Annotated in this window: 21 protein-coding genes, 2 pseudogenes and 1 riboswitch; of the genes and pseudogenes, 14 read left to right on the top strand and 9 right to left on the bottom strand. The window is 49.9% G+C overall.

Features of this window, described 5'->3' with window-relative positions:
- Nucleotides 1–81: 81 nt before the first annotated feature.
- Genes HV237_RS08695 through HV237_RS08705 form a run of 3 tightly spaced genes read left to right on the top strand, consistent with a single transcriptional unit; the run spans nt 82 to nt 3000 of the window.
- Nucleotides 82–1767, top strand: coding sequence for a sensor histidine kinase (locus HV237_RS08695; protein WP_016153691.1), 1686 nt, complete (start codon nt 82–84; stop codon nt 1765–1767).
- Complete coding sequence (btsR, locus tag HV237_RS08700) at nt 1764–2483, top strand: two-component system response regulator BtsR (protein WP_016153690.1); 720 nt, start codon at nt 1764–1766, stop codon at nt 2481–2483. The genes HV237_RS08695 and btsR overlap by 4 nt, the downstream gene beginning before the upstream one ends.
- Nucleotides 2484–2529: 46 nt before the next feature.
- Nucleotides 2530–3000 (top strand): DUF1456 family protein, encoded by a 471-nt coding sequence (locus HV237_RS08705; protein WP_016156965.1) that lies wholly within the window; start codon nt 2530–2532, stop codon nt 2998–3000.
- A 42-nt stretch (nt 3001–3042) separates the two neighbouring features.
- Here the strand turns inward: HV237_RS08705 and HV237_RS08710 are convergent, their stop codons facing one another.
- Nucleotides 3043–3501 (bottom strand): YehR family lipoprotein, encoded by a 459-nt coding sequence (locus HV237_RS08710; protein WP_047359148.1) that lies wholly within the window; start codon nt 3499–3501, stop codon nt 3043–3045.
- A 209-nt stretch (nt 3502–3710) separates the two neighbouring features.
- Nucleotides 3711–5744 (bottom strand): methionine--tRNA ligase, encoded by a 2034-nt coding sequence (gene metG, locus HV237_RS08715; protein WP_016156963.1) that lies wholly within the window; start codon nt 5742–5744, stop codon nt 3711–3713.
- 164 nt (nt 5745–5908) lie between these two features.
- Between metG and apbC the strand changes: the two genes are divergently transcribed.
- The 3 genes and pseudogenes from apbC to yehD all read left to right on the top strand — a co-directional run.
- On the top strand, nt 5909–7018 hold the full coding sequence (gene apbC, locus HV237_RS08720) for an iron-sulfur cluster carrier protein ApbC (RefSeq protein ID WP_047359147.1): 1110 nt from the start codon (nt 5909–5911) through the stop codon (nt 7016–7018).
- 264 nt (nt 7019–7282) lie between these two features.
- The gene (locus HV237_RS08725) at nt 7283–7564 is read left to right on the top strand and encodes a DUF2574 family protein (RefSeq protein WP_047359231.1); all 282 of its coding nucleotides are present in this window, start codon (nt 7283–7285) and stop codon (nt 7562–7564) included.
- A 272-nt stretch (nt 7565–7836) separates the two neighbouring features.
- A pseudogene (gene yehD / locus HV237_RS08730) lies at nt 7837–8253 on the top strand (fimbrial protein YehD); the annotation flags it as partial.
- A gap of 7 nt (nt 8254–8260) precedes the next feature.
- On the opposite strand, the gene HV237_RS08735 reads toward yehD, so the two are convergent.
- On the bottom strand, nt 8261–9292 hold the full coding sequence (locus HV237_RS08735; RefSeq protein ID WP_102595949.1) for an IS630 family transposase: 1032 nt from the start codon (nt 9290–9292) through the stop codon (nt 8261–8263).
- Between the two features lie 57 nt (nt 9293–9349).
- On the opposite strand from HV237_RS08735, the pseudogene HV237_RS26150 reads away from it, so the two are divergent.
- The 4 genes and pseudogenes from HV237_RS26150 to HV237_RS08755 all read left to right on the top strand — a co-directional run.
- Nucleotides 9350–9475: pseudogene (locus HV237_RS26150) on the top strand (fimbrial chaperone protein); the annotation flags it as partial.
- 63 nt (nt 9476–9538) lie between these two features.
- A complete protein-coding gene (locus HV237_RS08745; RefSeq protein WP_047359146.1) occupies nt 9539–10219 on the top strand; it encodes a fimbrial assembly chaperone in 681 nt (226 codons plus the stop codon).
- A 13-nt stretch (nt 10220–10232) separates the two neighbouring features.
- A complete protein-coding gene (locus tag HV237_RS08750; protein WP_047359145.1) occupies nt 10233–12719 on the top strand; it encodes a fimbrial biogenesis outer membrane usher protein in 2487 nt (828 codons plus the stop codon).
- 11 nt (nt 12720–12730) lie between these two features.
- Nucleotides 12731–13714 (top strand): fimbrial protein, encoded by a 984-nt coding sequence (locus tag HV237_RS08755; protein WP_047359144.1) that lies wholly within the window; start codon nt 12731–12733, stop codon nt 13712–13714.
- A gap of 54 nt (nt 13715–13768) precedes the next feature.
- Here HV237_RS08755 and HV237_RS08760 read toward each other — a convergent pair whose 3' ends face one another.
- On the bottom strand, nt 13769–14101 hold the full coding sequence (locus HV237_RS08760; protein WP_019077205.1) for an RcnB family protein: 333 nt from the start codon (nt 14099–14101) through the stop codon (nt 13769–13771).
- 221 nt (nt 14102–14322) lie between these two features.
- Nucleotides 14323–14419, top strand: a riboswitch (TPP riboswitch).
- Between the two features lie 31 nt (nt 14420–14450).
- Here HV237_RS08760 and thiM point away from each other — a divergent pair.
- The 3 genes from thiM to HV237_RS08775 are packed head-to-tail and all read left to right on the top strand — an operon-like array spanning nt 14451 to nt 16824.
- The gene (thiM, locus tag HV237_RS08765) at nt 14451–15239 is read left to right on the top strand and encodes a hydroxyethylthiazole kinase (RefSeq protein WP_046275441.1); all 789 of its coding nucleotides are present in this window, start codon (nt 14451–14453) and stop codon (nt 15237–15239) included.
- Nucleotides 15236–16036, top strand: coding sequence for a bifunctional hydroxymethylpyrimidine kinase/phosphomethylpyrimidine kinase (gene thiD, locus HV237_RS08770; protein WP_047359143.1), 801 nt, complete (start codon nt 15236–15238; stop codon nt 16034–16036). Before thiM ends, thiD begins: the two co-directional genes overlap by 4 nt.
- Nucleotides 16037–16077: 41 nt before the next feature.
- Nucleotides 16078–16824, top strand: a complete 747-nt coding sequence (locus tag HV237_RS08775) for a GntR family transcriptional regulator (RefSeq protein ID WP_016153677.1) — start codon at nt 16078–16080, stop codon at nt 16822–16824.
- On the opposite strand, the gene HV237_RS08780 is transcribed toward HV237_RS08775, so the two are convergent.
- Genes HV237_RS08780 through HV237_RS08790 form a run of 3 tightly spaced genes read right to left on the bottom strand, consistent with a single transcriptional unit; the run spans nt 16798 to nt 20038 of the window.
- Entirely contained in the window at nt 16798–17763 is a 966-nt protein-coding gene (locus HV237_RS08780) for a PfkB family carbohydrate kinase (protein WP_047359142.1), read from the bottom strand. The two genes, HV237_RS08775 and HV237_RS08780, sit on opposite strands and share 27 nt — an antisense overlap.
- Complete coding sequence (locus tag HV237_RS08785) at nt 17760–18764, bottom strand: ADP-ribosylglycohydrolase family protein (RefSeq protein ID WP_047359141.1); 1005 nt, start codon at nt 18762–18764, stop codon at nt 17760–17762. Before HV237_RS08785 ends, HV237_RS08780 begins: the two co-directional genes overlap by 4 nt.
- Nucleotides 18761–20038, bottom strand: coding sequence for a nucleoside permease (locus HV237_RS08790; protein ID WP_016153674.1), 1278 nt, complete (start codon nt 20036–20038; stop codon nt 18761–18763). Before HV237_RS08790 ends, HV237_RS08785 begins: the two co-directional genes overlap by 4 nt.
- A 252-nt stretch (nt 20039–20290) precedes the next feature.
- On the opposite strand from HV237_RS08790, the gene fbaB reads away from it, so the two are divergent.
- The gene (gene fbaB, locus HV237_RS08795) at nt 20291–21343 is read left to right on the top strand and encodes a class I fructose-bisphosphate aldolase (RefSeq protein WP_047359140.1); all 1053 of its coding nucleotides are present in this window, start codon (nt 20291–20293) and stop codon (nt 21341–21343) included.
- A gap of 22 nt (nt 21344–21365) precedes the next feature.
- Here fbaB and yegS read toward each other — a convergent pair whose 3' ends face one another.
- Nucleotides 21366–22265 carry a lipid kinase YegS gene (gene yegS / locus HV237_RS08800; protein WP_047359139.1) on the bottom strand — a complete coding sequence of 300 codons (900 nt, stop codon included), beginning with the start codon at nt 22263–22265 and terminating at the stop codon, nt 21366–21368.
- Between the two features lie 130 nt (nt 22266–22395).
- On the bottom strand, nt 22396–23127 hold the full coding sequence (gene artJ / locus HV237_RS08805; protein WP_016153670.1) for an arginine ABC transporter substrate-binding protein ArtJ: 732 nt from the start codon (nt 23125–23127) through the stop codon (nt 22396–22398).
- Between the last annotated feature and the right edge of the window lie 135 nt (nt 23128–23262).

The raw sequence follows: 23262 nt of genomic DNA on the forward strand, positions 1-23262 counted from the left end.
TTTTTTTTTGCAACACTTCAAAGAAAGTTACGCGCAGCCCATGTATGTTACGCGCTTTTAAGTGATGTGTGGTTGGCAGGTATGTACGAGTTTAATCTGGTGTTGCTGCTGCTTCAGCAGATGTGTGTGTTTCTCGTTATCGCGTGGCTCATGAGCAAAACGCGTTTGTTTATCCCGCTGATGCAGGTCACGATCCGGCTCCCGCACAAGCTGCTTTGCTACGTTACCTTTTCCATTTTCTGCATTTTGGGCACCTATTTCGGGCTGCACATTGATGATTCTATTGCTAATACCCGTGCTATCGGCGCGGTGATGGGCGGGCTGCTTGGCGGCCCGGTGGTCGGCGGTTTGGTCGGCCTAACCGGTGGCTTACATCGTTATTCAATGGGCGGAATGACGGCGCTCAGTTGCATGATTTCGACCATTGTCGAAGGTTTGCTCGGCGGGCTGGTGCACAGCGTGCTCACCCGTCGTGGCCGTACCGATAAAGTCTTTAGCCCACTGACCGCGGGTGCCATTACTTTTGTCGCCGAACTGGTGCAGATGCTGATCATCTTGTTAATCGCCCGGCCGTTTGACGATGCGTTTCGGCTGGTCAGTAATATCGCCGCGCCGATGATGGTGACGAATACCGTGGGTGCAGCCTTATTTATGCGTATTTTGCTCGATAAACGGGCGATGTTTGAAAAATATACCTCTGCTTTTTCCGCCACTGCGCTCAAAGTTGCCGCCTCAACGGAGGGTATTTTGCGCCAGGGGTTTAACGAGGTTAACAGCATGAAGGTCGCTCAGGTGCTGTATGAAGAGCTGGATATCGGTGCTGTGGCAATTACCGACCGCGAGAAGCTGCTGGCATTTACCGGCATTGGTGACGATCACCATCTACCCGGAAAACCTATTTCGTCGTCGTACACCCAACGGGCGATAGAAACCGGAGAGGTGGTGTATGCCGATGGGAATGAAGTCCCTTACCGCTGCTCTTTGCACCCGCAATGCAAATTAGGCTCGACGCTGGTGATCCCTTTGCGGGGGGAAAACCAGCGGGTGATGGGGACCATCAAACTGTATGAAGCCAAAAACCGCCTCTTTAGCTCGATCAACCGCACGCTGGGGGAAGGGATCGCCCAACTGCTTTCTGCGCAGATTCTGGCCGGGCAGTATGAGCGGCAAAAAGCGATGCTCACGCAGTCGGAAATCAAACTCCTGCATGCACAGGTGAACCCCCATTTTTTGTTTAATGCGCTCAACACCATCAAAGCCGTGATCCGACGTGATAGCGAGCAGGCCAGCCAACTGGTGCAGTATCTGTCGACGTTCTTTCGCAAAAACTTAAAACGTCCGTCGGAGATTGTGACGCTGGCTGATGAAATTGAGCACGTTAACGCCTATCTGCAAATTGAAAAGGCGCGATTTCAGTCGCGCCTGCAGGTGACTTTAACGGTGCCAGATGCGCTTTCGTATCAGCAATTACCTGCCTTTACCCTACAACCTATTGTGGAGAATGCCATTAAGCACGGTACCTCTCAGCTACTGGATACCGGCGAAGTGTCGATTACCGCCCGCCGTGAAGGGCAGTATCTGATGCTGGATATTGAAGATAACGCCGGGTTGTATCAGCCAACGTCTGAGGCCAGCGGATTGGGTATGAATCTGGTTGATAAACGACTGCGCGAGCGGTTTGGCGACGATTTTGGCATCAGCGTAGCGTGTGAACCTGACCGCTTTACCCGAATCACTTTACGACTTCCTCTGGAGGAACTGGCATGATCAAAGTGCTGATTGTCGATGACGAACCGTTAGCGCGGGAGAATCTGCGGATCCTGTTGCAGGCGCAAAGCGACATCGAGATCGTCGGCGAATGTTCGAATGCGGTGGAAGCCATCGGCGCGGTACATAAACTGCGTCCGGATGTCCTGTTCCTTGATATTCAAATGCCGCGTATCAGCGGTCTGGAAATGGTTGGCATGCTTGATCCTGAGCATCGTCCGTATATTGTTTTCCTTACTGCGTTTGATGAATATGCGGTGAAAGCTTTTGAAGAACATGCGTTTGATTATCTTCTCAAACCGATTGAAGAGGCGCGACTGGAAAAAACGCTGAGCCGTTTGCGTCAGGAGCGCACGAAGCAGGATGTATCGCTACTGCCGGAGAATCAGCAGGCGCTGAAGTTTATTCCGTGCAGCGGCCACAGCCGAATCTATCTGCTGCAAATGGATGACGTGGCGTTTATCAGCAGCCGCATGAGCGGCGTGTATGTGACCAGCAGCGATGGTAAAGAAGGTTTCACCGAACTGACGCTCAGAACGCTGGAAAGCCGTACTCCTTTGCTGCGCTGCCATCGGCAGTATCTGGTGAATATGGCGCAATTGCGGGAGATCCGTCTGGAAGAAAACGGTCAGGCCGAACTGATTTTACGCAACGGGCTGACAGTTCCGGTAAGTCGCCGTTATCTTAAAAGCCTAAAAGAGGCGATTGGACTGTAAAACTGATACACTGCGCGCCATTGCATCACCGACAGTTGAAGGCTCTATGCTAAGTAACGATATTCTTCGTAGCCTGCGCTACACCCTGAAAGCGAACAATAACGACATGGTGCGTATTCTTGCGCTTGCTGACATGGAATCCACCTCCGCAGGTTTTGATACCTGGATGACAAAAGAAGATGAAGCCGGGTTTATTCGCTGCCCGGATATCATTCTCTCCGGATTTTTAAACGGTCTGATTTATCATCTGCGTGGCAAAGACGAGTCTGCGCCGGAACTGGCGCTTGAGCGTCGTGTTAACAACAACACGGTGCTGAAAAAGCTGCGTATCGCCTTTTCGCTGAAAACCGATGATATTCTGGCCATTATGACCGAGCAGAAGTTTCGTGTGTCGATGCCGGAAATTACCGCCATGATGCGCGCGCCGGACCATAAGAACTATCGCGAATGCGGCGATCAGTTTCTGCGTTATTTCCTGCGGGGTTTGACGTCGCGAGTGCACAAAACGAAAGCGTAAAACGACACTGGCGACCACGATGAATATCGGGTCGCCAGGATGTTATTTCACTTCTTTAAAACCCGCCGATTCCATTACCGTTTGCATTTGCTTCATTCTGATATTTTTATCGGCTTTCTCAGAAAGCTTCATCCCGGAAATTGCCTGCAACGCTTTTATATCGACTTTTTCCATATCGATAGTGACATTTTCCTGCGCGTAGGTATCTGTATAGGTGAGCTTTTCTTCTACGCCTGCAATATTTTGATATTTGGCGCTTAACGCATCGAATACTTTTGCGGCTTCCTCTTTATTGCTGGCGCCGACAGACGCATAGCTGATTTTACTTTCGGAGCTTTGTTTCAGAACTTTGTCACCTTTATAGGTGTAAGAGACGGTGATATCCGAACCGTTAAGATTGGCATTGAATGTTTTCGTTTCTTCTTTATCACCACAACCCGCCAGGGAAAAAACCACAACCGATGCCACGGCGAGAGAAACTAATTTTTGTAACGCTGTCATGGAAACTCCATTTTATGAATATCGAAAGCTAAATAATAATTCTAATGAATATGATGGGGCCGGGCGGCCTTAATAGCAGAGCAGTATAGAATAAATCTAATAGCGATGGCTGAGCAGTCCGAAAATGGAGTGGGGGAGTGTGTTTAAGATTAAAGGTAAATCCCTCAGCAAAAAAAAGCGCTGCAGTTGCAGCGCTCGAGATGTCTGATTTATTTCACCTGTTGGCCAGGTTTTGCGCCTTCGTCCGGGCTTAACAGGAAGATATCTTTCCCGCCAGGACCTGCCGCCATGACCATCCCTTCAGAAATGCCGAAGCGCATCTTACGAGGTGCCAGGTTAGCAACCATAATGGTCTGACGTCCAACCAGGGTCTGCGGATCCGGATAGGCAGAACGAATACCAGAGAAGACGTTACGCTTCTCGCCACCGAGATCCAGCGTCAGACGCAGCAGTTTGTCAGAACCTTCCACAAACTCGGCGTTTTCAATCAATGCCACGCGCAGGTCAACTTTGGCGAAATCGTCAAAGGTAATGGTTTCCTGAATCGGGTCATCCGCCAGCGGGCCGGTTACCGGTGCGGCAGCGGCCTTCACTTCTTCTTTCGACGCTTCCACCAGCGCTTCAACTTGTTTCATGTCGATGCGATTGTAGAGCGCCTTAAAGGTGTTGACCTTGTGACCGAGCAGCGGTTGCTTAATGGCATCCCAGCTCAGCTCGCTGTTCAGGAAAGCTTCTACACGTTCAGCAAGCGTTGGCAGAACCGGTTTCAGGTAAGTCATCAGGACGCGGAACAGGTTGATACCCATGGAGCAGATCGCCTGCAGGTCGGCATCGCGGCCTTCCTGTTTAGCAACGACCCACGGAGCCTGTTCGTCAACGTAGCGGTTTGCCACATCGGCCAGCGCCATGATTTCACGGATAGCTTTACCAAATTCACGGCTTTCCCATGCTTCGCCAATCACCGCAGCAGCGTCAGTGAAGGTTTTATACAACGCCGGGTCGGCCAGTTCAGCAGCCAGTACGCCGTCAAAACGCTTGCTGATAAAGCCTGCGTTACGTGATGCCAGGTTGACTACTTTGTTGACGATATCGGCGTTTACACGCTGAACGAAGTCTTCCAGGTTCAGGTCGATATCATCAATGCGTGAAGAAAGCTTCGCCGTGTAGTAGTAGCGCAGGCTGTCGGCGTCAAAGTGCTTCAGCCAGGTGCTGGCCTTAATGAAGGTACCGCGAGATTTGGACATCTTCGCACCGTTTACAGTCACATAACCGTGTACGAACAGGTTGGTCGGCTTACGGAAGTTGCTGCCTTCCAGCATCGCCGGCCAGAACAGGCTATGGAAGTAGACGATGTCTTTACCGATGAAGTGATACAGCTCAGCGTCGGAATCTTTCTTCCAATACTCATCAAAACTGGTCGTGTCGCCGCGCTTATCGCACAGGTTTTTGAACGAACCCATATAGCCAATTGGTGCGTCCAGCCAGACGTAGAAGTACTTGCCTGGCGCATCCGGGATTTCAAAACCGAAGTATGGGGCATCGCGGGAAATATCCCACTGCTGCAGGCCGGATTCGAACCATTCCTGCATTTTGTTGGCGACCTGCTCCTGCAGCGCGCCGCTGCGTGTCCAGGCCTGCAGCATCTCGCTGAATGATGGCAGGTCAAAGAAGAAGTGTTCGGAGTCGCGCATTACCGGCGTCGCGCCAGAAACGACGGATTTCGGCTCGATAAGTTCGGTCGGGCTGTAGGTTGCGCCGCAAACTTCACAGTTATCGCCATACTGATCCGGAGATTTACATTTCGGGCAGGTGCCTTTAACGAAACGGTCCGGCAGGAACATGCCTTTTTCCGGATCGTAAAGCTGGGAGATAGTACGGTTCTTAATAAAACCGTTCTCCTTCAGGCGCGTGTAAATCAGCTCAGACAGCTCACGGTTCTCTTCGCTGTGCGTAGAGTGGTAGTTGTCATAGCTGATGTCAAAACCCGCAAAATCAGTCTGATGCTCCTGACTCATTTCACCGATCATCTGCTCTGGCGTGATCCCAAGCTGCTGTGCTTTCAGCATGATTGGCGTACCGTGTGCGTCGTCCGCGCAGATGAAGTTAACCTGGTGGCCGCGCATTCGCTGGTAACGGACCCAGACATCAGCCTGGATGTGCTCCAGCATATGGCCGAGGTGGATAGAGCCGTTGGCGTACGGCAGCGCGCACGTTACCAGAATTTTCTTCGCGACTTGAGTCATAGTGGGCAATTACTTCTTTTGTAGTGAAAAGGGCTTTGATAGTACCAAAATGGTAATTACTGCGCCAAGCGATAAGGGCATTTATCCGTAAATGAATAATTGTTGCGGTTGGAGTAAACTACCTGGTGACTATTGTATTTTCAGAACAACAAAAAGGAGTCGGGATGAACGCACAATCCCAGGCCAAATCACCAGAGACCCTGCGCGCGATGGTTGCCGGGACGCTGGCGAATTTTCAGCATTCAACCCTGAAGCATAATCTGACGACGCTTAAAGCGTTGCATCACGTCGCCTGGATGGATGACACGTTGCACGTTGAGCTGGTCATGCCGTTTGTCTGGCAGAGCGCGTTTGAGGACTTAAAAGAGCAATGTAGCGCCGATCTGCTGCGTATTACTGGTGCGAAAGCGATCGACTGGAAACTGTCGCATAACATTGCGACGCTGAAACGCGTGAAAAACCAGCCGGGCATTAATGGTGTAAAAAACATCATCGCCGTCAGTTCGGGTAAAGGTGGCGTGGGTAAATCCTCTACTGCCGTGAACCTGGCGCTGGCGCTGGCTGCGGAAGGGGCTAAGGTAGGGATACTGGACGCCGATATTTATGGCCCGTCAATCCCGACGATGCTCGGTGCGGAAAACCAGCGTCCAACCTCTCCAGACGGTACCCATATGGCGCCGATCATGTCTCACGACCTGGCGACAAACTCTATTGGTTATCTGGTTACTGACGATAATGCGATGGTGTGGCGCGGCCCGATGGCCAGCAAAGCCCTGCTGCAGATGCTGCAAGAAACCTTATGGCCGGATCTTGATTACCTGGTACTGGATATGCCGCCGGGTACGGGTGATATCCAGTTGACGCTGGCGCAAAACATTCCGGTCACGGGGGCTGTTGTGGTGACCACTCCGCAGGACATCGCGCTGATCGATGCGAAAAAAGGCATCGTGATGTTCGAAAAAGTCGAAGTGCCAGTGCTGGGTATTGTTGAGAATATGAGTATGCATATTTGCAGCAACTGCGGTCATCACGAGCCAATCTTCGGCACCGGTGGCGCGCAGAAACTGGCTGAGCAGTATCACACCCAACTGCTGGGACAGATGCCGCTGCATATTTCTCTGCGTGAAGACCTGGATCGTGGTACGCCGACGGTCATCAGCCGTCCTGACAGCGAATTTACCGCCATTTACCGCGACCTTGCAGGACGTGTCGCTGCCCAGCTCTACTGGCAAGGGGAAGTGATCCCGGGTGAAATTGCCTTCCGCGCGGTGTAATTAATAGCGTTAAAAATATTCACCGTATCAATAATGCATTGATGCGGTGAATATATTGGATGAAAAATCTCACTCAATTATTTATCCGGACTGTATAATTCATGTCTTTTTCTGAATAAATACCCTCAATGCATCATTTAAATTGATCAAATTGGTCGAATTAATCTACAATCTCAATTAGCCTTAGCGAGGCAGTTAATCCATAATCTACTGGAAAGACGGCTTGTGTGCTGTTTCCCAACCGGTACAGGAATAATGAACGTAATGAAAAAAAATTTATTCTTGGGAGTTATTACTTTGGCTTATGGAATGAGCGCTTCTGCTTTCGCCACAGATACTGCCACCCTGAATATCAATGGTCGGGTAACTGAACCCACCTGTAGCACTGATGTTGTAAATAACGAAGTGCAGCAACGCTGTGGCAATGCCATTTCCTTTTCAAACGTCAGAGCGGGTGTTTCCAATCCAACAAAAGGTGCGGTAACTGAAATTGTTACTATCACCGGTGACGCTACACGACAAATTGTGATGACGCATTACGATTAAACGTCTTTTATCAGCCATGCATTATTATTGTGAATAATACGTGGCTGATCATTTCTCTGAAGAATTCCATCCCAACAGTTAATCTCGTAAATTTATTAATTTAAAAGAATAAAAAAATCGACTGATTTGTTTCTATTATATTGCGCTTTGCAATTTGTTTTAAATCAATAAAACAACGCGTTTACATTGCGATAACGTTTCTGGTGTGCGAATTTAATTTCACGGGTTAAGTCCTCTTAACCAATAGAAGTTAATTCATTAAGGAATATACGATGAAACGTTCAATTATTTCCGCTGCTGTTCTGTCCGCTGTAGTTATGAGCGCTGGGGCTTTTGCTGCTGATTCTGATCAGGGTGAACTGATTATTACTGGTAAGGTAGTAGGGACCACCTGTAAATTTACAGGGGATACCACTGCGACCATTGGTATGAACCAAATTGGTGCTGACAGATTAAATGCCTTAAGTGCTGGTGGTGTTTATGAAGGATACTCAAATAAAACCACCGTGCCATTGACGGTTGAATGTACAGGAAGTAAAGCACCAAAAATTACTTTCTCCAGTTCTCAATTTGACAGCAATAATAAATATATTACACGAAATACCGCAGCAAATAATGGTGCTGGCTTCACCGTTTACTATGGTGATGATTTTACTAAACAGGTTAACCCCGATACAGGTATTGAGTTATACCGAATCAACTTGAAGATGCAGGCTTGAGAACCTGAAAATTATCATTAATTCGAGATGCCAAAGAGCCTGCGATCTCTGGAAGAGTCACAGTAAAAAATTGGTCTATTGCCGCCTTGAAGTCCCGTTTACTTTTGAAGTAAACGTTGTTCCTCGACTTCTCATTCATTACTTTCCAAAGCCGCTCTATTGGATTGAGGTTTGGGCTGTAAGGTGGAAGATAATGCAGCTCGATATTAAGGACAAATGCCGCATCTCTGACTAAGTCACTACGGTGATATCCCGCACCATCTAAAATGATATGAAGCTTATGAGCTAACGGATAACTCTCTCTTAACTTACAGAAAAAGCGAACTATCGTTTCACTGTTAATGCTCTCATAATCATCAATAATAGTAGCTCCGATATCTGACAGGTTCAGTGCGCCAAGAATGTTCAATCGACTGCGATTTCCCGTTGTTTCAATCACTTTATCTTGACCAGTTCGTATCCAGCCATGAGATATTTTTGTTGATAGGGTTGGGTGAACAGCATCGATAAAGACTATCGATTCATCCTCGTCACAACTTGCCTTTAGCGCTTCGTAAGCATCTATGAAAGCTTGTTGTTTTGCTTCATCAAACTTATGTGGAACGCCTTTCGGTTGCTTGTAGCTAAAACCGTTATGGTGAAGCCATTTGTTCATACCAGAGACAGTGTAATCAAGTCCAAAAGTCTCTTTAACGTAGGCGACAATTTGATGAGTATGAGGATAGGTTCTCTCAGTCAAATGCTCGATTAGGTGCATGGTTTGAGTTGCAGAAAGCTTGCTTTGACTTCCGCCATTTTCAGGCTTAAGTTTTTCAGAAAGAACGTAGTCGCTAAGGTGACGTGCAACGGTGGATTCATGAATCCGAAGAGCTTGTGAAATCATGGTCTGACTCCAGCCTTCAGAAGCCAGCAAAACAGCCTTAATACGGTCGCAAACTCGACTATCACGTTCAATATCGTGCATTTGTTCGAGTTGCAGTTTCTGTTGAGGAGTCAGTGTAATTTTCATGGTTCGTAGCATGATCCTGATTCTAAAAAAAATCAAGCATCTTCAATGATCACGGGTATAACTAAAACTGCGGACAATAAATATACTCTGAACTTTAGCGCACGCTACGCGAAAATTGGTTCTGCCGATGTCTCCGCTGGTGATGTGGCCTCTTCGCTGACGATGACTGTTGTTACTGATTAAGATGACTATCCTGTTTGTCGGCGGCTCCGGCCGCCGATTATTTCCGCAGTAAGGATAATTATAATGAAAAAAATACTCGTGTTTTTACTGGCCGGTACAGTAATGCCTGCGTGGGGCGGCATATACATTTACGGCACCCGTGTCATTTATCCGGCACAGAAAAAAGAAATTACCGTGCAATTAATGAATGAAGGCAGTCGCAGCTCGCTGGTTCAATCCTGGATAGATGACGGAGATACCAGTCTGCCACCCGAAAAAATCCACGTGCCATTTGTAATGAGCCCTCCGGTGGCAAAGGTCAGCGGAGGCTCTGGTCAACAACTGAAAATTAAGCAATTGGCAAATACGCTGCCGAAAGATCGTGAAAGCCTTTTTTTTCTGAATGTGTTAGATATTCCTCCTAATTCTGCGGAATCAGAAGGTAAGAACATGATTAAATTTGCTATGCAGAATCGCATCAAATTTATATATCGCCCGCAGGGTATTGCCGGTGTAGATGAAAAAAGCTTTTCTCGCTTAAACGTCAGAGATGTCAGTGGTGGCATTAATATCAAAAATAATTCTGCCAACTGGATTACTATTCCTGAAATAGTGGGTAATTCAAAAATAAACAGCGAGACAGTGTTACTTGCTCCGTGGTCAGATAAAAAGGTCGTCACCACTACTGTCGTTAATCATTACAAGGTTACTCTTATTGATGATCACGGAAACTACTTAAGTGAAAAAATAAAAACGGAAAGATAGTCAAGGATTGATTATGTCAAAGATAAATTCTATTACACTGTCAATCCTGTCGGTGTTGGCCGCTTCATCCGTATGGGCTGAAGAAGACACGTTTGATACCCACTTTATGATCGGTGGTTTGAATGGTGAGAAAATCTCTCGCTATCAAATTGATGGCGATAAGCCAATGCCCGGTATATATGAAATGGATGTTTATCTTAATAATAAGTGGCGTGGTCGGTACGATATTGATATTAAAGATGATCCCGAACTGACATGTCTGCCCTGGGCACAATTGCAGCAAATTGGTATTCGCACCGGGAACATTAAAACGGATAAACAAGAAGGCTGCGTGCCGCTGCGTGCAGCAGTGCAGGGCGGCAGTGTTAGTTATGACATTGGGGAGTTTATTCTAAATTTAAGCGTGCCTCAGGCGTATGTGGTTGAATATGAACCAGGATATATGCCGCCTGAAACCTGGGATCGCGGGGTGAACGCTTTTTATACCTCTTATTACGCCAGCCAGTATTACAGTAATTATAAACACGGTGGTGATGATAAAAGCAGCTATGTGAACCTGAATAGCGGGTTGAACCTGCTGGGGTGGCAGTTGCATTCAAGTGACAACTATACGAAAGGTAATGAGGGCAACGGCAAATGGAAGAGCAACACGTTATATGTGGAACGTGGTGTGCCGTCGATTCTTGGTACATTGCGCGCCGGTGACATGTATACCGGGGCAGATATTTTTGATGCCGTACGTTTTCGTGGTGTGCGTATCTGGCGCGATATGCAAATGTTACCAAACTCAAAACAGAATTTTACCCCTGTAGTTCGTGGGATTGCCCAGAGCAACGCCCTGGTAACCATCGAACAAAATGGTTTTGTTATTTACCAGAAAGAAGTGCCACCAGGCCCATTTGCTATTGATGATCTACAACTCGCTGGCGGCGGTTCAGATTTAGATGTCAGTGTGAAAGAGGCTAACGGTTCGATATCTCATTATCTGGTGCCTTTTTCATCTGTGCCAAATATGCTGCAGTCGGGCGTATCGAAATATGATTTCGCTGCAGGGCGTAGCCATATTGAAGGGGCTGGCAATCAGTATGATTTCCTGCAAGGGAGTTATCAGTATGGTCTGAACAATCTGCTAACGGTCTATGGCGGTACAATGCTGTCGCAAAACTATTCTTCATTTGTGCTTGGGACTGGCTGGAATACACCCATTGGCGCAGTATCGGTAGACGCCACGCGATCGCATAGCAAGCAGGATAATGGTGATGTTTTTGATGGTCAGAGCTATCAGGTTGCATGGAACAAATATGTCACGCAGACCGGTACGCAGTTTGCACTTGCAGCTTATCGTTATTCCTCGCGGGATTATCGTACCTTTAATGACTACGTGTGGGCGAATAATAAAAATAACTATAATCGCGATAAAAACGATGTTTATGACATTGCGGACTACTATCAAAACGACTTTGGCCGCAAGAACAGTTTTTCACTGAATATAAATCAAGCGTTACCCGAAAACTGGGGATCCCTGGCGGTTAGCGGCCTGTGGCGCGACTATTGGCAACGCAGTGGAAATGGCAAAGATTATCAACTTAGCTACTCTAACGCCTGGCAGCGAGTTAGCTATACCGTTGCCGTGAGTCAAACGTACGATGAGGACAACCACGAGGATAAGCGTTTTAACCTGTATATCTCCATCCCGTTCTCGTGGGGGGACGGTATTTCCACTCCTCGACGCGATCTGTTCGTCTCTAATTCCACGACATTTGATAATGACGGCTTTCAGTCGAATAACACCAGCTTAAGCGGGGTGACGGGTCATCGCGATCAATTCAGCTATGGTGCCAACCTCAGTCAGCAACGACAGGGGAACGAGACAACGGCGGGCGTTAGCATGGTCTGGCGCGCGCCAGTGGCGACTGTAGGCAGTAGTTACAGCCAATCGAATAAGTATCAACAGGCCAGCGGCAATATTCAGGGGGGGATCGTGGTGTGGTCTGAGGGCGTGGCTCTGACTCCCCGGCTTTCAGATACATTCGCCATTGTTAAAGCGCCTGGGTTACAGGGTGCGGCTGTGCAAGGGCATCGTTACCTAACAACCAACAGTAAAGGTTACGCGGTTTACGACAGTCTGACGCCGTACCGTGAAAATATGCTGATGCTGGATCTTTCTGACACTAATAGCGATGTGGCATTACTGGGCAATCGAAAAGGTACAGTACCTTATCGCGGTGCGGTCGTGATGACGGAGTTTGAAACCGATCGGCGCAAACCCTGGTACTTTCTTGCCGAGCGTCCGGACGGCTCTCCGTTATCTTTCGGTTATGAAGTGGAAGATGATATCGGTAATAATGTGGGCCTGGTGGGGCAGGGTAGCCGGTTATTTATTCGCACCAACGATATTCCCGCGTCGGTACGTGTTGCAGTTAATAAACAGCAGGGACAGTTCTGTACAATTACCTTCGATAGGGTGATTGATGAGAATAAAGTCTATATTTGCCGATAAGGATGCAAGATATGAAAGGATACGTATTTTTGATATTTTTGCTGCTGTCATCCTTTGGCGCTGATGCCGGGTGTACATTTCAGACGAAAAATGGCGGGTTAGCGACAATTAATCTGGATATGACATCTGGAACGGCAATAAATCAAATTAATCTCAGTTCCAGTGGCAACATAGTGTGTACAGCCAACAGTGATAGCTTATATTATACAACACCGCTTAAGGATTACATTGTTGCAATTCAGGGGGGCAGCGGCAAGAAGGTTTTAATTAATATCAATCTGACCAGCAATGATTTTCCAGTAAGTGTTGGTAAGAAAACGGTTAGTGCCGGCGAAGTGCTGGATACCAAAAGTTTCACCATCTCAGCAAGATATGTAAATTCAGGGACTATTAAGCAGACAGTATCCGGTGATGCGTTTAGTCTGAGCGACCCGGCAGTAAGTATTACCTCTGATAATTCTTGTACTTCAAACTGGCTAGCTTATCTTTATTGCTGGGTTACCGGACGTTTATCGAGTAATTCAGCTTTTACACAGAATTTAAGCTTTACAGTAACGCATCAACCCACCACGTGTCAGTTTTCATTACCCCGATACGAAATTAAAATGCCAGATACCACATTGAATGAGATGCTCACGGTTAATAATACCAAATCGGGTTCCACAAATCTGGTATTGAATTGCGAAAGTATATATAACGTTACTACCAATCCCGTCACTTTTAAAGTGGTGCGCGGTGACTGGGATGAAAGCGGGAAAATACTAAAAAACACGATAGCGAATGGCGCCAAAGGGGTGGGGTTCCAGATATATAATGGCACCGCGACTTCTCCTCTAAAACAGGGGGATAATCTGATGAACAGAATGACCAAACTGGAAGCAATCAGTAATCAGTACACTTTCCCTATCACTGCGAAATATGTTCGCGTGACAGGGGAATCATTACTGCCTGGTGAAATACAAAGTAAAGTGATATTTGCAGTATCTTATGACTAATTGATTTGCGGGTATTTCACGTACTTTCTTGCTGAAAGTACGTGTTTTTTTCTATTAACGATGATAAAAAATCTCGCCGTCGTAGGCTTTAATGATCTTACCGTCAGCATCGTTGATCAGCACGTACGCACCACCCATGTAGGTCCAGTGGGTACCGGCGGTAGGTGCTGGCAGGTTGCGTTGGTTCCATTGCTTAATCGCATATTCGTCAGTACGGTACAGCGGTGGGACCGTGTCACCAGGTTTAAAATGGGTAAAATCGGCGATGAAACCGCTCAACTCATACTTATCAATTCCGGTGGGAGCAGCTGTTGCGGCCGGCGCGGCCCAGACGACGCTGCTTGCAAGCAGGAGTGCACCCAGCAACATTTTATTCTTCATACCCATCCTCTTTACCTGTTCGGGTCATCAACATCAGTCGTGTATCATTCCTGGCTTATAGGGCATCTGACAAGAACTTTTTTGTGATCACGCCAGTCATTTCGTAAAAAGTGTAAATGAATGTACAGAATAGCTGCAACCTTACCCCGTAATTTCGTGGAGGGCCATGGTGCTGCGCTAATTTACATCATCAAGCGTAGGCAGTATTCTGTTACCGAAACTTGTGTTTCAACGACTCGGGGTGCCCTTCCTGGTGAAGGCTGAGAAATACCCGTACCACCTGATCTGGATAATGCCAGCGTAGGGAAGTCTGACACTGCTCGTGTCCCTTCTTCGCGCGGGCAGGAGCTGAACCATGCAGCCTGACCTGCACAGCCGCACACTCGCGGCTCACACCTTACACCAATTTAGAACGCTTTCCCCTCTCACACACTGCATGACCAACGAGGTCGTGCAAAGCTTTACGGCCAATACGCTGCTGGCGCTGGGCGCATCACCTGCAATGGTAATCGAGCCCGAGGAAGCCAGTCAGTTCGCGGCTATTGCCAGTGCATTACTGGTTAACGTCGGCACCTTAACCCGGGAACGGGCTACGGCGATGCGCGCCGCAGTTGAGCGGGCACAACTTGCTAAAACCCCGTGGACGCTCGATCCCGTTGCCGTGGGGGCGCTGGAGTTTCGTCGTCGCTTCTGTCTGGATTTGTTGGCGCTACAGCCTGCAGCTATCCGCGGCAACGCTTCGGAAATACTGGCTCTGGCGGGTATTAACGGCGGGGGACGCGGCGTGGATACGACCGATACGGCAGCCGCTGCGCTTCCCGCAGCGCAGGCACTGGCTCGTCAGGTTGGGACCATTGTCGTGGTTACCGGCGAAATTGACTATGTCACCGATGGTCAGCGTACCGTCTGGGTGAACGGGGGTGACCCGTTGATGACGCGCGTGGTGGGCACCGGATGCGCGCTGTCGGCGGTCGTTGCGGCCAGTTGCGCCCTGCACGGTGACCGGCTTGATAATGTTGCCTCCGCCTGTAGCTGGATGAAACAGGCCGGACAAATAGCCACTCGACAATCAACCGGACCGGGCAGTTTTGTCCCGGCATTTATTGACGCCCTCTATAACCTGAACGCGCAGGAGCAACTATGAAACGGATTAACGCATTAACGATTGCCGGAACCGATCCAAGCGGTGGTGCGGGTATTCAGGCCGATTTAAAAACGTTCTCGGCGCTTGGCGCTTACGGCTGCTCGGTTATCACGGCGTTGGTGGCGCAAAATACGCGCGGGGTACAGTCGGTGTATCGCATTGAACCTGACTTTGTCGCCGCACAACTGGATTCGGTGTTCAGTGATGTGCGTATCGACACCACGAAAATCGGTATGCTGGCGGAAACGGATATTGTTGAAGCGGTCGCCGAACGTTTGCGTCGCCATCGGGTGCAAAATGTCGTGCTGGATACCGTGATGCTGGCGAAAAGCGGCGATCCGTTGCTGTCTCCTTCGGCGGTTGAAACGCTGCGTACCCATTTGCTACCGCAGGTTTCGATTATCACCCCAAATTTACCCGAAGCTGCGGCGCTGCTCGGGGCTCCCCATGCGCAGACTGAGCAGGAGATGTTAGAGCAGGGAAGGGCGCTGCGGGCGCTGGGTTGCGAGGCGGTGTTGATGAAAGGCGGTCATCTGGAGGATGCGCAAAGCCCCGACTGGCTCTTTACCCGTCATGGCGAGCAGCGTTTTACCGCGCCAAGGGTGATGACCAAAAATACCCACGGTACTGGCTGTACGCTATCGGCGGCGCTAGCGGCGCTGCGTCCGCGCCATGACAACTGGGCACAGACAGTGCAGGAAGCTAAGTTGTGGCTTTCAGCGGCATTGGCGCAGGCCGACACCCTGGAAGTCGGTGAGGGAATTGGTCCGGTGCATCATTTCCACGCGTGGTGGTAATGAGTATACTGGCTGCAGAAACGGCTGCAGGAAAAAGATAAATGGAACAAGCGCATACCCAGCTTATCGCGCAACTGAATGAACGTATTTCCGCGGCAGATAACACGCCGCTGTATATGAAATTTGCGCAAACGGTGAAAAACGCTGTGCGCAGCGGGATTCTGGAGCATGGAAATATCCTGCCCGGCGAGCGCGATCTCAGCCAATTGACTGGCGTTTCGCGAATTACGGTTCGTAAGGCGATGCAAGCCCTGGAAGAAGAAGGCGTCGTGACGCGCGCCCGCGGTTACGGGACGCAGATCAACAACATCTTCGAGTATTCGCTAAAAGAAGCGCGTGGTTTTTCACAGCAGGTGGTGTTGCGCGGTAAAAAACCAGATACGCTGTGGGTTAACAAGCGGATTGTGCCTTGCCCGGAAGAGGTAGCGCAGCAGCTGGCTGTTGCCACGGGGAGTGACGTCTTCCTGCTCAAGCGCATTCGCTACGTAGATGAAGATGCGGTTTCTATTGAAGAGTCATGGGTTCCTGCCCATCTAATTCATGACGTGGATGCCATCGGCGTTTCACTGTATGACTATTTTCGCAGCCAGCATATTTTCCCGCAGCGCACTCGCTCACGTGTCAGTGCCCGAATGCCTGACGCAGAGTTCCAGGCGCACATTCAAATGGACAGCAAAGTGCCGGTGCTGGTGATCAAGCAGGTAGCGCTTGACCAGCAGCAACGGCCCATTGAATACAGCATCAGCTATTGTCGAAGCGATCTATACGTGTTTGTGTGCGAGGAGTAACGCCTCGTGCGTAGGGGCGCAATCGCCCCCGCGATGCCCTACCACCCAGGACGCCACGGCGTTTCCAAGCAGTACCGCGTCAGCCAGCGACCAGCCAGACGCCAGTCCCGCCAGCATGCCGCCAGCGTGGCTGTCACCAGCGCCAATGGTATCAACGACCGCTGTCGCAAATGCCGGTATGCAACCGGAAGTTTGGGTGCTGAAATACCACGCACCGTCTTTATCGTGGCGTACCACCACCGGTGTGGCAAAACGTTGCACCCATTGTGCGCCAAAACCTTCTATATCCTGGCTTAATGCAAACCGCTCGGCGGCAATTTCCGCCTCCTGCCGATTGAGCGATACCAGTGGACGGCAGGCCATAATTCTTGCCAGTAAGGGCTCGGGAATGTCGCCGATGCGTGGGCCAAAATCGATAAACGGCGTCACTTCCTCCAGCCCTTCCAGCCAATGCACCAGCAACTCACCACACGGAGAGGCTAACTGATAGCCCGAGAGATAAACCAGGCTGTGACGTGGGATCTCCAGCTGTGCCAGCCAGTCAGCGTTCCACTGATTTTCGACGCCACTAAAGGACATAAAGGTACGTTCGCCATCCGGCTCGACCAGAGCCAGGCACCAGCCGTTATCGCCTGTGGCGTTATCGATCAGGCTGTGCAGTCCCTCCTTTGCCATCCGGTTGCGGATAATATCGGCCCACACCCCCTGACCCAGCGGTAAAGCATTACTGGCGTCGATACCTAACCGCTTGAGTGCTACGGCAATATTGAGCGCGCAGCCGCCAACGTTCACCCCTTGCTGTTTGAGTTCAATGTCACATCCGCGCCAGGGAAGGGCATACGCATCGGCAATGACATCAATCACCGCCGCACCCACCACCGTAACGGGTCGCTGTGTGCGTAACTGCGGGAGAAGTTGTTGCAGACGCGTGGTGCTCATAGTGCCTCCCGCTGCTCGCGCAGTCGCATCAATCCACTGGTGTAGCGGATAAAGTCCAACTGATTTACCGCATCGAGCTCATGTTTCAATGCCGGATTAATCGCACTTACGCCGTGGAGCGCGCCACAAATGGCAGTTGCCATCGCCCCGATGGTGTCGGTATCGCCCCCGAGGTTCGCGCACAGAATGGCGCAGCGGTTAGGATCGGTCTGCGCCAGCTCAACCATAGCGATGGCGCAAGGCACGGATTCAATGGTACTGGTTCCGGCCCCCACAACCTGATACAACTGCTCGCAGGCAGACTCAATGCCGTCAGCGTTACGGACAATTTTCAGCGCCAGCTCAAGGCGTGCACAGAGCGATGCGCTAAAGGTAGTGATCCTTTTTTGCTGCGCATGCCGGGCAATGGCTGGCAGCGCGTCGACAATCTCTGACCATTTTCCGCCGTCGATAGCGCGTGATACCGCCCACGCGACCACCACTGCGCCAGCAATAGCCAAATCCGATTTATGTGTCGGGCTGGAGGCTAATGCCACATCATCGATAAAGGCATCGAGATCGCGCGCGGGGAGCAGGCATCCCAGCGGTGAAACGCGCATTGCCGCTCCGTTGGTAACGCCGTTATTTTCCAGTTCGGCGACAGGTTTGCCGTCGCGAATGGCTTTTAGCGCAATTTTTGAGGTCGGGCCGAGCACGTTTTTATTAAAAGCATCAAAACGTTCGGCCCAGGCCAGAATATTGCGGCCAATAACGTCGGGTACAATCTCTCCGTCGCACTCAAGCAGGGCATCAGCCAGACACAGCGCCATGGAGGTGTCATCAGTGAACTCCGCCTGGTTAAAATAGCAGGCGGCATTATTCTCCGCAGGGCCGGGCAAAAAACGGTCGATCCAACCGAAATGGGCTTTAACCCGGGTTCTTGGCCACAGTTCCGACGGCATACCCATCGCATCCCCTAACGCCTGCCCATAAAGAGCACCGAGAATACGTTCTGCTTTCATTTTACTTCCCCTTGTTTCAACGCTACATCGCGATCGTCCACCTTAATGGCGGTGATTTCTTTATCTGACTCGCGAAAGAAAATCATAAACATTACGGCAATGACGGCGATCATGACCGCGCCAAATCCCCACATGCCAGCCCAGTTAAAGGTAAGGCCATTCACCGGTTCCTGATAAGCAAACATTTTTTCCATCATCACGCCGCCCAAACGATAACCGAGCAGGCTACCGAATCCCTGACAGCAGAGGGTGATAAGCCCTTGCGCCGCGGTGCGCATATGTACGGGCGCTTTTTTATCGACATAAATGTAGGCTGTGACGTAGTAGAAGTCGTAACTGACGCCGTGCAGCAGAATGCCGAGAAACAGCAGAGCGTAAGTGAAATATTCTTCCGCGCCGCCGTAAACAAAAAATCCGTAGCGGATAGCCGCAGTAATAAGACCAAGCAGCAATACCTTTTTAATGCCAAAGCGTTTGGTGAAAAACGGTAGCGCCAGCATAAAGAAGATTTCAGAGAACTGGCCCAGCGTCATCCAGCCGGTGGCGTTTTTCATCCCGACTTCTGTCAGATAACCGTTGGCAAAGATGTAATAGAACGCCAGCGGCATCGCGAACAGAAAAGAGCAAAAGAAAAAGACGAGGAAGTTCTTATCCCGCAGCAGGATCAGCGCATCCAGACCCAGCATGACCTTGAAATCCATTTTGCCGGTACTTTTCGGCGGCGTATCCGGTAAAAAGAACGCAAAGACGCCTAACAGAGCGGAGCTTCCGGCAGTGATAAGCAGAGGAATATTGGTAGGGGAGATGTCACTATAGCCAAGCATTTGCGGTAAGAAACCGCAGGCCAAACCAGAGGCGATCCAGCCAATGGTCCCCATCACACGGATGCGCGGGAAATCACGCTCAACATCACTGACGTTGGCAAAAGCGATACTGTTGGTCAGCGCAATCGTCGGCATATAGGTCAACGAATAGGCCAGTAACAGCGGGAAAAATCCGCTGAAGGTGGTTTGCTGGGCGGCGAAGTACATCAAAATAGCGCCGACGAACATCAGCACCGCCAGCACTTTTTGCGCGGAGAAAAAACGGTCAGTGACAGAACCGACCAGGATGGGCGACAGGATCGCGGCAATTGCGGTACAGGCGTAGGACCAGCCGATCTCCCCGGCGCTAAAGCCACTTTTACTCAGCCACAGCCACAGCGGTACAAACCAGGCGCCCCAGATAAACCACTCTACAAACATCATGAACGACAGCTTAACTGTAGTTTTCATCTTTAAATCCTTCATGACAGGTAAGGTACGCACTGATAGTACCATTCGATAATACCTTTAAAATACCTTTGAGGTCTAAATTTGACCGCCTTAACATTATTTCTTCCTGAATCGAGCCAGCAGAAGTTGCTGAAAAGTGCGCTAAAGATGGAAAAAAAACGCAGTCGGTACCAGGCTTATTGCTGCCCGCAACAAAGCGGGTCAGGACAATCCACATTCCGGTTTCAAATCGGAACTTACGGGAGCATAGCTATGACTGATATTACGCAGTTGCTTGGCAAAGATGCCGACAACCTTTTACAGCATCGTTGTATGACCATTCCTTCTGACCAACTTTACCTGCCTGGACATGATTACGTCGATCGCGTGATGGTGGATAACAACCGTCCGCCAGCGGTGCTGCGTAATATGCAAACGCTGTATAACACGGGCCGACTGGCCGGGACAGGTTATCTGTCGATTCTACCGGTGGATCAGGGCGTGGAACACTCCGCGGGGGCATCGTTCGCGGCTAACCCGCTGTACTTTGATCCGAAGAATATTGTGGAACTGGCTATCGAAGCAGGGTGTAACTGCGTGGCATCGACCTATGGCGTGCTGGCTTCCGTCTCCCGTCGCTACGCGCACCGCATTCCGTTTCTTGTAAAAATTAACCACAACGAAACGCTGAGCTACCCCAATACGTTTGACCAGACGCTGTATGCCAGCGTAGAACAGGCATTCAATATGGGCGCGGTTGCGGTAGGGGCAACCATCTATTTCGGTTCAGAGGAGTCCCGTCGCCAGATTGAAGAGATTTCTGCGGCGTTCGAGCGTGCTCATGAACTGGGGATGGTCACCGTGCTATGGGCGTATCTGCGTAACTCCGCGTTTAAAAAAGATGGCGTGGATTACCATGTTTCCGCCGATCTCACCGGGCAGGCTAACCATCTGGCAGCCACTATCGGGGCGGATATCGTTAAGCAGAAAATGGCGGAAAATAACGGCGGGTATAAAGCAGTCAACTTTGGCTACACCGACGATCGCGTTTACAGCAAGCTGACCAGCGACAACCCAATTGATCTGGTGCGTTATCAGTTGGCGAACTGCTATATGGGGCGCGCCGGATTAATTAACTCTGGCGGTGCGGCTGGCGGCGAAACCGATCTGAGCGATGCGGTACGTACGGCAGTGATTAACAAACGTGCTGGCGGCATGGGGCTGATTCTTGGACGAAAAGCATTCAAGAAAACCATGGCTGACGGCGTTAAGCTGATTAACGCCGTGCAGGATGTTTATCTGGACAGCAAAGTCACCATTGCCTGATCCCAGTTGGGGTGTCGTCGTGTTAACGCAGTAGCGGACAACCCGGCGGCAGTCTGCAACGTAGCGCTGCGGGCAGGATTTCAATATGAAATTCTTGTCCGCTAAGCGGTTCGCCATCGAGATTAAACGTAATTTCGTGCGGGGCGCGGATATCAAACCACGATGATGCGCCTTCGATGATGTTAGGGTTGTCTTCGGATTGCGTTAACGCCGAAAGCAGCCCTGGCAACAACTCTTCGCCGGTAAAAATACGCAGTTGCAGCAGACCATCGTTGATCAGCGCTGTCGGGCAAAGCTGTTGCCCACCACCGGCCTGACGACCATTACCGATACCAATGACCAGCGCCTTACCCTGCCAGTGAAAATCTTCCCCACGAATGTCGCAGATGTCGGGTTTGAGCGTATCCATGCGCATTAATCCGTGAATAAAGTACGATACGCCACCTAATGCGGCCTTGAGTTTTTCTGGCGTCTCGGTGGTGATGCGTGTGCCGAAGCCGCCGGTCGCCATATTGATAAAACAAGTTTTATCATTGACCTGAACCATATCGATATCAGTCGCATTTCCGGCGATAGCCAGTTTTAACGCCTTATCAAGGGCGTCGGGTATGCCTACGCTGGTTGCAAAATCATTCGCCGTTCCCAACGGTAAAATACCGAGCGCCGGGATATTGCCGCCCTGCAACTGGATCAGCGCCGTCGAGACTTCGTTAATTGTGCCGTCGCCGCCGCCGGCAATCACCGTTGCAACACCTAACTGGCGAGCTTCATCAACGTAGCGTTGTGCGTCGCCTTTTTCCCAGGTAACGCGAACATGGATTTCCACGCCTTCATCGCGTAGCTCTGCAATGACATCACGCAGGGGGAGATTATCAGCACTTTTTCCATTGAGGATCAGTAAACTGGCAGGGAACGCTATCATCCGTTTGCCTCACTTTTTTCGTTTTAACAAGTGTACGCCAGGAATGGGTTTATGGCGTAAGAACTGACTGAAAGCGAAGGCGAAGAGATAAAAAAAGCCGCAGAATGCGGCTTTTCAGATTGGGTGGACGTTACTGTGGGAACCACTGATCGCTGATTTTTTGGTACGTGCCGTCAGCTTTGATTGCGGCCAGCGCGCTATTCAGTTTTTCCAGCAGGGCTTTGTTATCCGGGCGAACCGCAATGCCAAGACCAGTACCGAAGTATTGTGGGTCGGTCACTTTGTCAGTGGCTACGCCTAACTGTGGGTTGGTTTTCAGCCACTCGTTAACCACGGCGGTATCGCCAAATACGCCATCAATACGACCATTTTTCAGGTCGATAATCGCATTCTGATAGCTGTCGTAGGCCACGGTCTTCACTTCAGGGTGTTTGTCCTGCAGGTATTTCTGGTGCGTGGTACCGTTTTCCATGCCAATGCGTTTCCCTTTCAGGTCGGCAAAGGTTTTATAGGTGTCTTTTTTCGCAATCACCAGCGCGGAGTTTGCATAGTAAGGCTGAGTAAATGCCACCTGCTTGCTACGCTCAGGCGTGATGTCCATTCCGGAAATCACCGCATCATATTTTTTGAATTTCAGCGCGGGAATCAAGCTATCAAAAGCATGATTGGTGAAAGTACAGTCAGCCTGCATTTGTTTGCACAGTGCCGTTGCCAGGTCGATGTCAAAACCGACAATTTTATTGCTTGCATCCAGTGACTCAAATGGCGGATAAGTCGCTGATACACCGAAACTAATTTTATCAGCAGCTGAGGCGCCTGCGGCGAAAGTAGCAAGTAATGCGGCCAGTACTAACTTTTTCATGGTGGAACTCCCGTCTGTCAATCTTATGATTATTTACCGTGTCTGCGGCGTGAATTAACAATGCCATTTAATGAATTTATATGCAATAAAAATGATTAACTATTTTTTCTGATATAAAAAAAGACGGACAATTTA

This window comes from Citrobacter sp. RHBSTW-00570, from assembly GCF_013739755.1.
Classification (GTDB): Bacteria; Pseudomonadota; Gammaproteobacteria; order Enterobacterales; family Enterobacteriaceae; genus Citrobacter; species Citrobacter braakii.

Coding starts and splice junctions, on each gene's coding strand:
- thiD (WP_047359143.1), top strand. CDS start 15,236: ATGAAACGGATTAACGCATTAACGATTGCCGGAACCGATCCAAGCGGT.
- artJ (WP_016153670.1), bottom strand. CDS start 23,127: ATGAAAAAGTTAGTACTGGCCGCATTACTTGCTACTTTCGCCGCAGGC.
- HV237_RS08790 (WP_016153674.1), bottom strand. CDS start 20,038: ATGAAAACTACAGTTAAGCTGTCGTTCATGATGTTTGTAGAGTGGTTT.
- HV237_RS08705 (WP_016156965.1), top strand. CDS start 2,530: ATGCTAAGTAACGATATTCTTCGTAGCCTGCGCTACACCCTGAAAGCG.
- HV237_RS08775 (WP_016153677.1), top strand. CDS start 16,078: ATGGAACAAGCGCATACCCAGCTTATCGCGCAACTGAATGAACGTATT.
- HV237_RS08750 (WP_047359145.1), top strand. CDS start 10,233: ATGTCAAAGATAAATTCTATTACACTGTCAATCCTGTCGGTGTTGGCC.
- HV237_RS08735 (WP_102595949.1), bottom strand. CDS start 9,292: ATGAAAATTACACTGACTCCTCAACAGAAACTGCAACTCGAACAAATG.
- HV237_RS08710 (WP_047359148.1), bottom strand. CDS start 3,501: ATGACAGCGTTACAAAAATTAGTTTCTCTCGCCGTGGCATCGGTTGTG.
- thiM (WP_046275441.1), top strand. CDS start 14,451: ATGCAGCCTGACCTGCACAGCCGCACACTCGCGGCTCACACCTTACAC.
- HV237_RS08780 (WP_047359142.1), bottom strand. CDS start 17,763: ATGAGCACCACGCGTCTGCAACAACTTCTCCCGCAGTTACGCACACAG.
- fbaB (WP_047359140.1), top strand. CDS start 20,291: ATGACTGATATTACGCAGTTGCTTGGCAAAGATGCCGACAACCTTTTA.
- HV237_RS08695 (WP_016153691.1), top strand. CDS start 82: ATGTACGAGTTTAATCTGGTGTTGCTGCTGCTTCAGCAGATGTGTGTG.
- HV237_RS08755 (WP_047359144.1), top strand. CDS start 12,731: ATGAAAGGATACGTATTTTTGATATTTTTGCTGCTGTCATCCTTTGGC.
- HV237_RS08725 (WP_047359231.1), top strand. CDS start 7,283: ATGAAAAAAAATTTATTCTTGGGAGTTATTACTTTGGCTTATGGAATG.
- btsR (WP_016153690.1), top strand. CDS start 1,764: ATGATCAAAGTGCTGATTGTCGATGACGAACCGTTAGCGCGGGAGAAT.
- HV237_RS08745 (WP_047359146.1), top strand. CDS start 9,539: ATGAAAAAAATACTCGTGTTTTTACTGGCCGGTACAGTAATGCCTGCG.
- HV237_RS08785 (WP_047359141.1), bottom strand. CDS start 18,764: ATGAAAGCAGAACGTATTCTCGGTGCTCTTTATGGGCAGGCGTTAGGG.
- HV237_RS08760 (WP_019077205.1), bottom strand. CDS start 14,101: ATGGGTATGAAGAATAAAATGTTGCTGGGTGCACTCCTGCTTGCAAGC.
- metG (WP_016156963.1), bottom strand. CDS start 5,744: ATGACTCAAGTCGCGAAGAAAATTCTGGTAACGTGCGCGCTGCCGTAC.
- yegS (WP_047359139.1), bottom strand. CDS start 22,265: ATGATAGCGTTCCCTGCCAGTTTACTGATCCTCAATGGAAAAAGTGCT.
- apbC (WP_047359147.1), top strand. CDS start 5,909: ATGAACGCACAATCCCAGGCCAAATCACCAGAGACCCTGCGCGCGATG.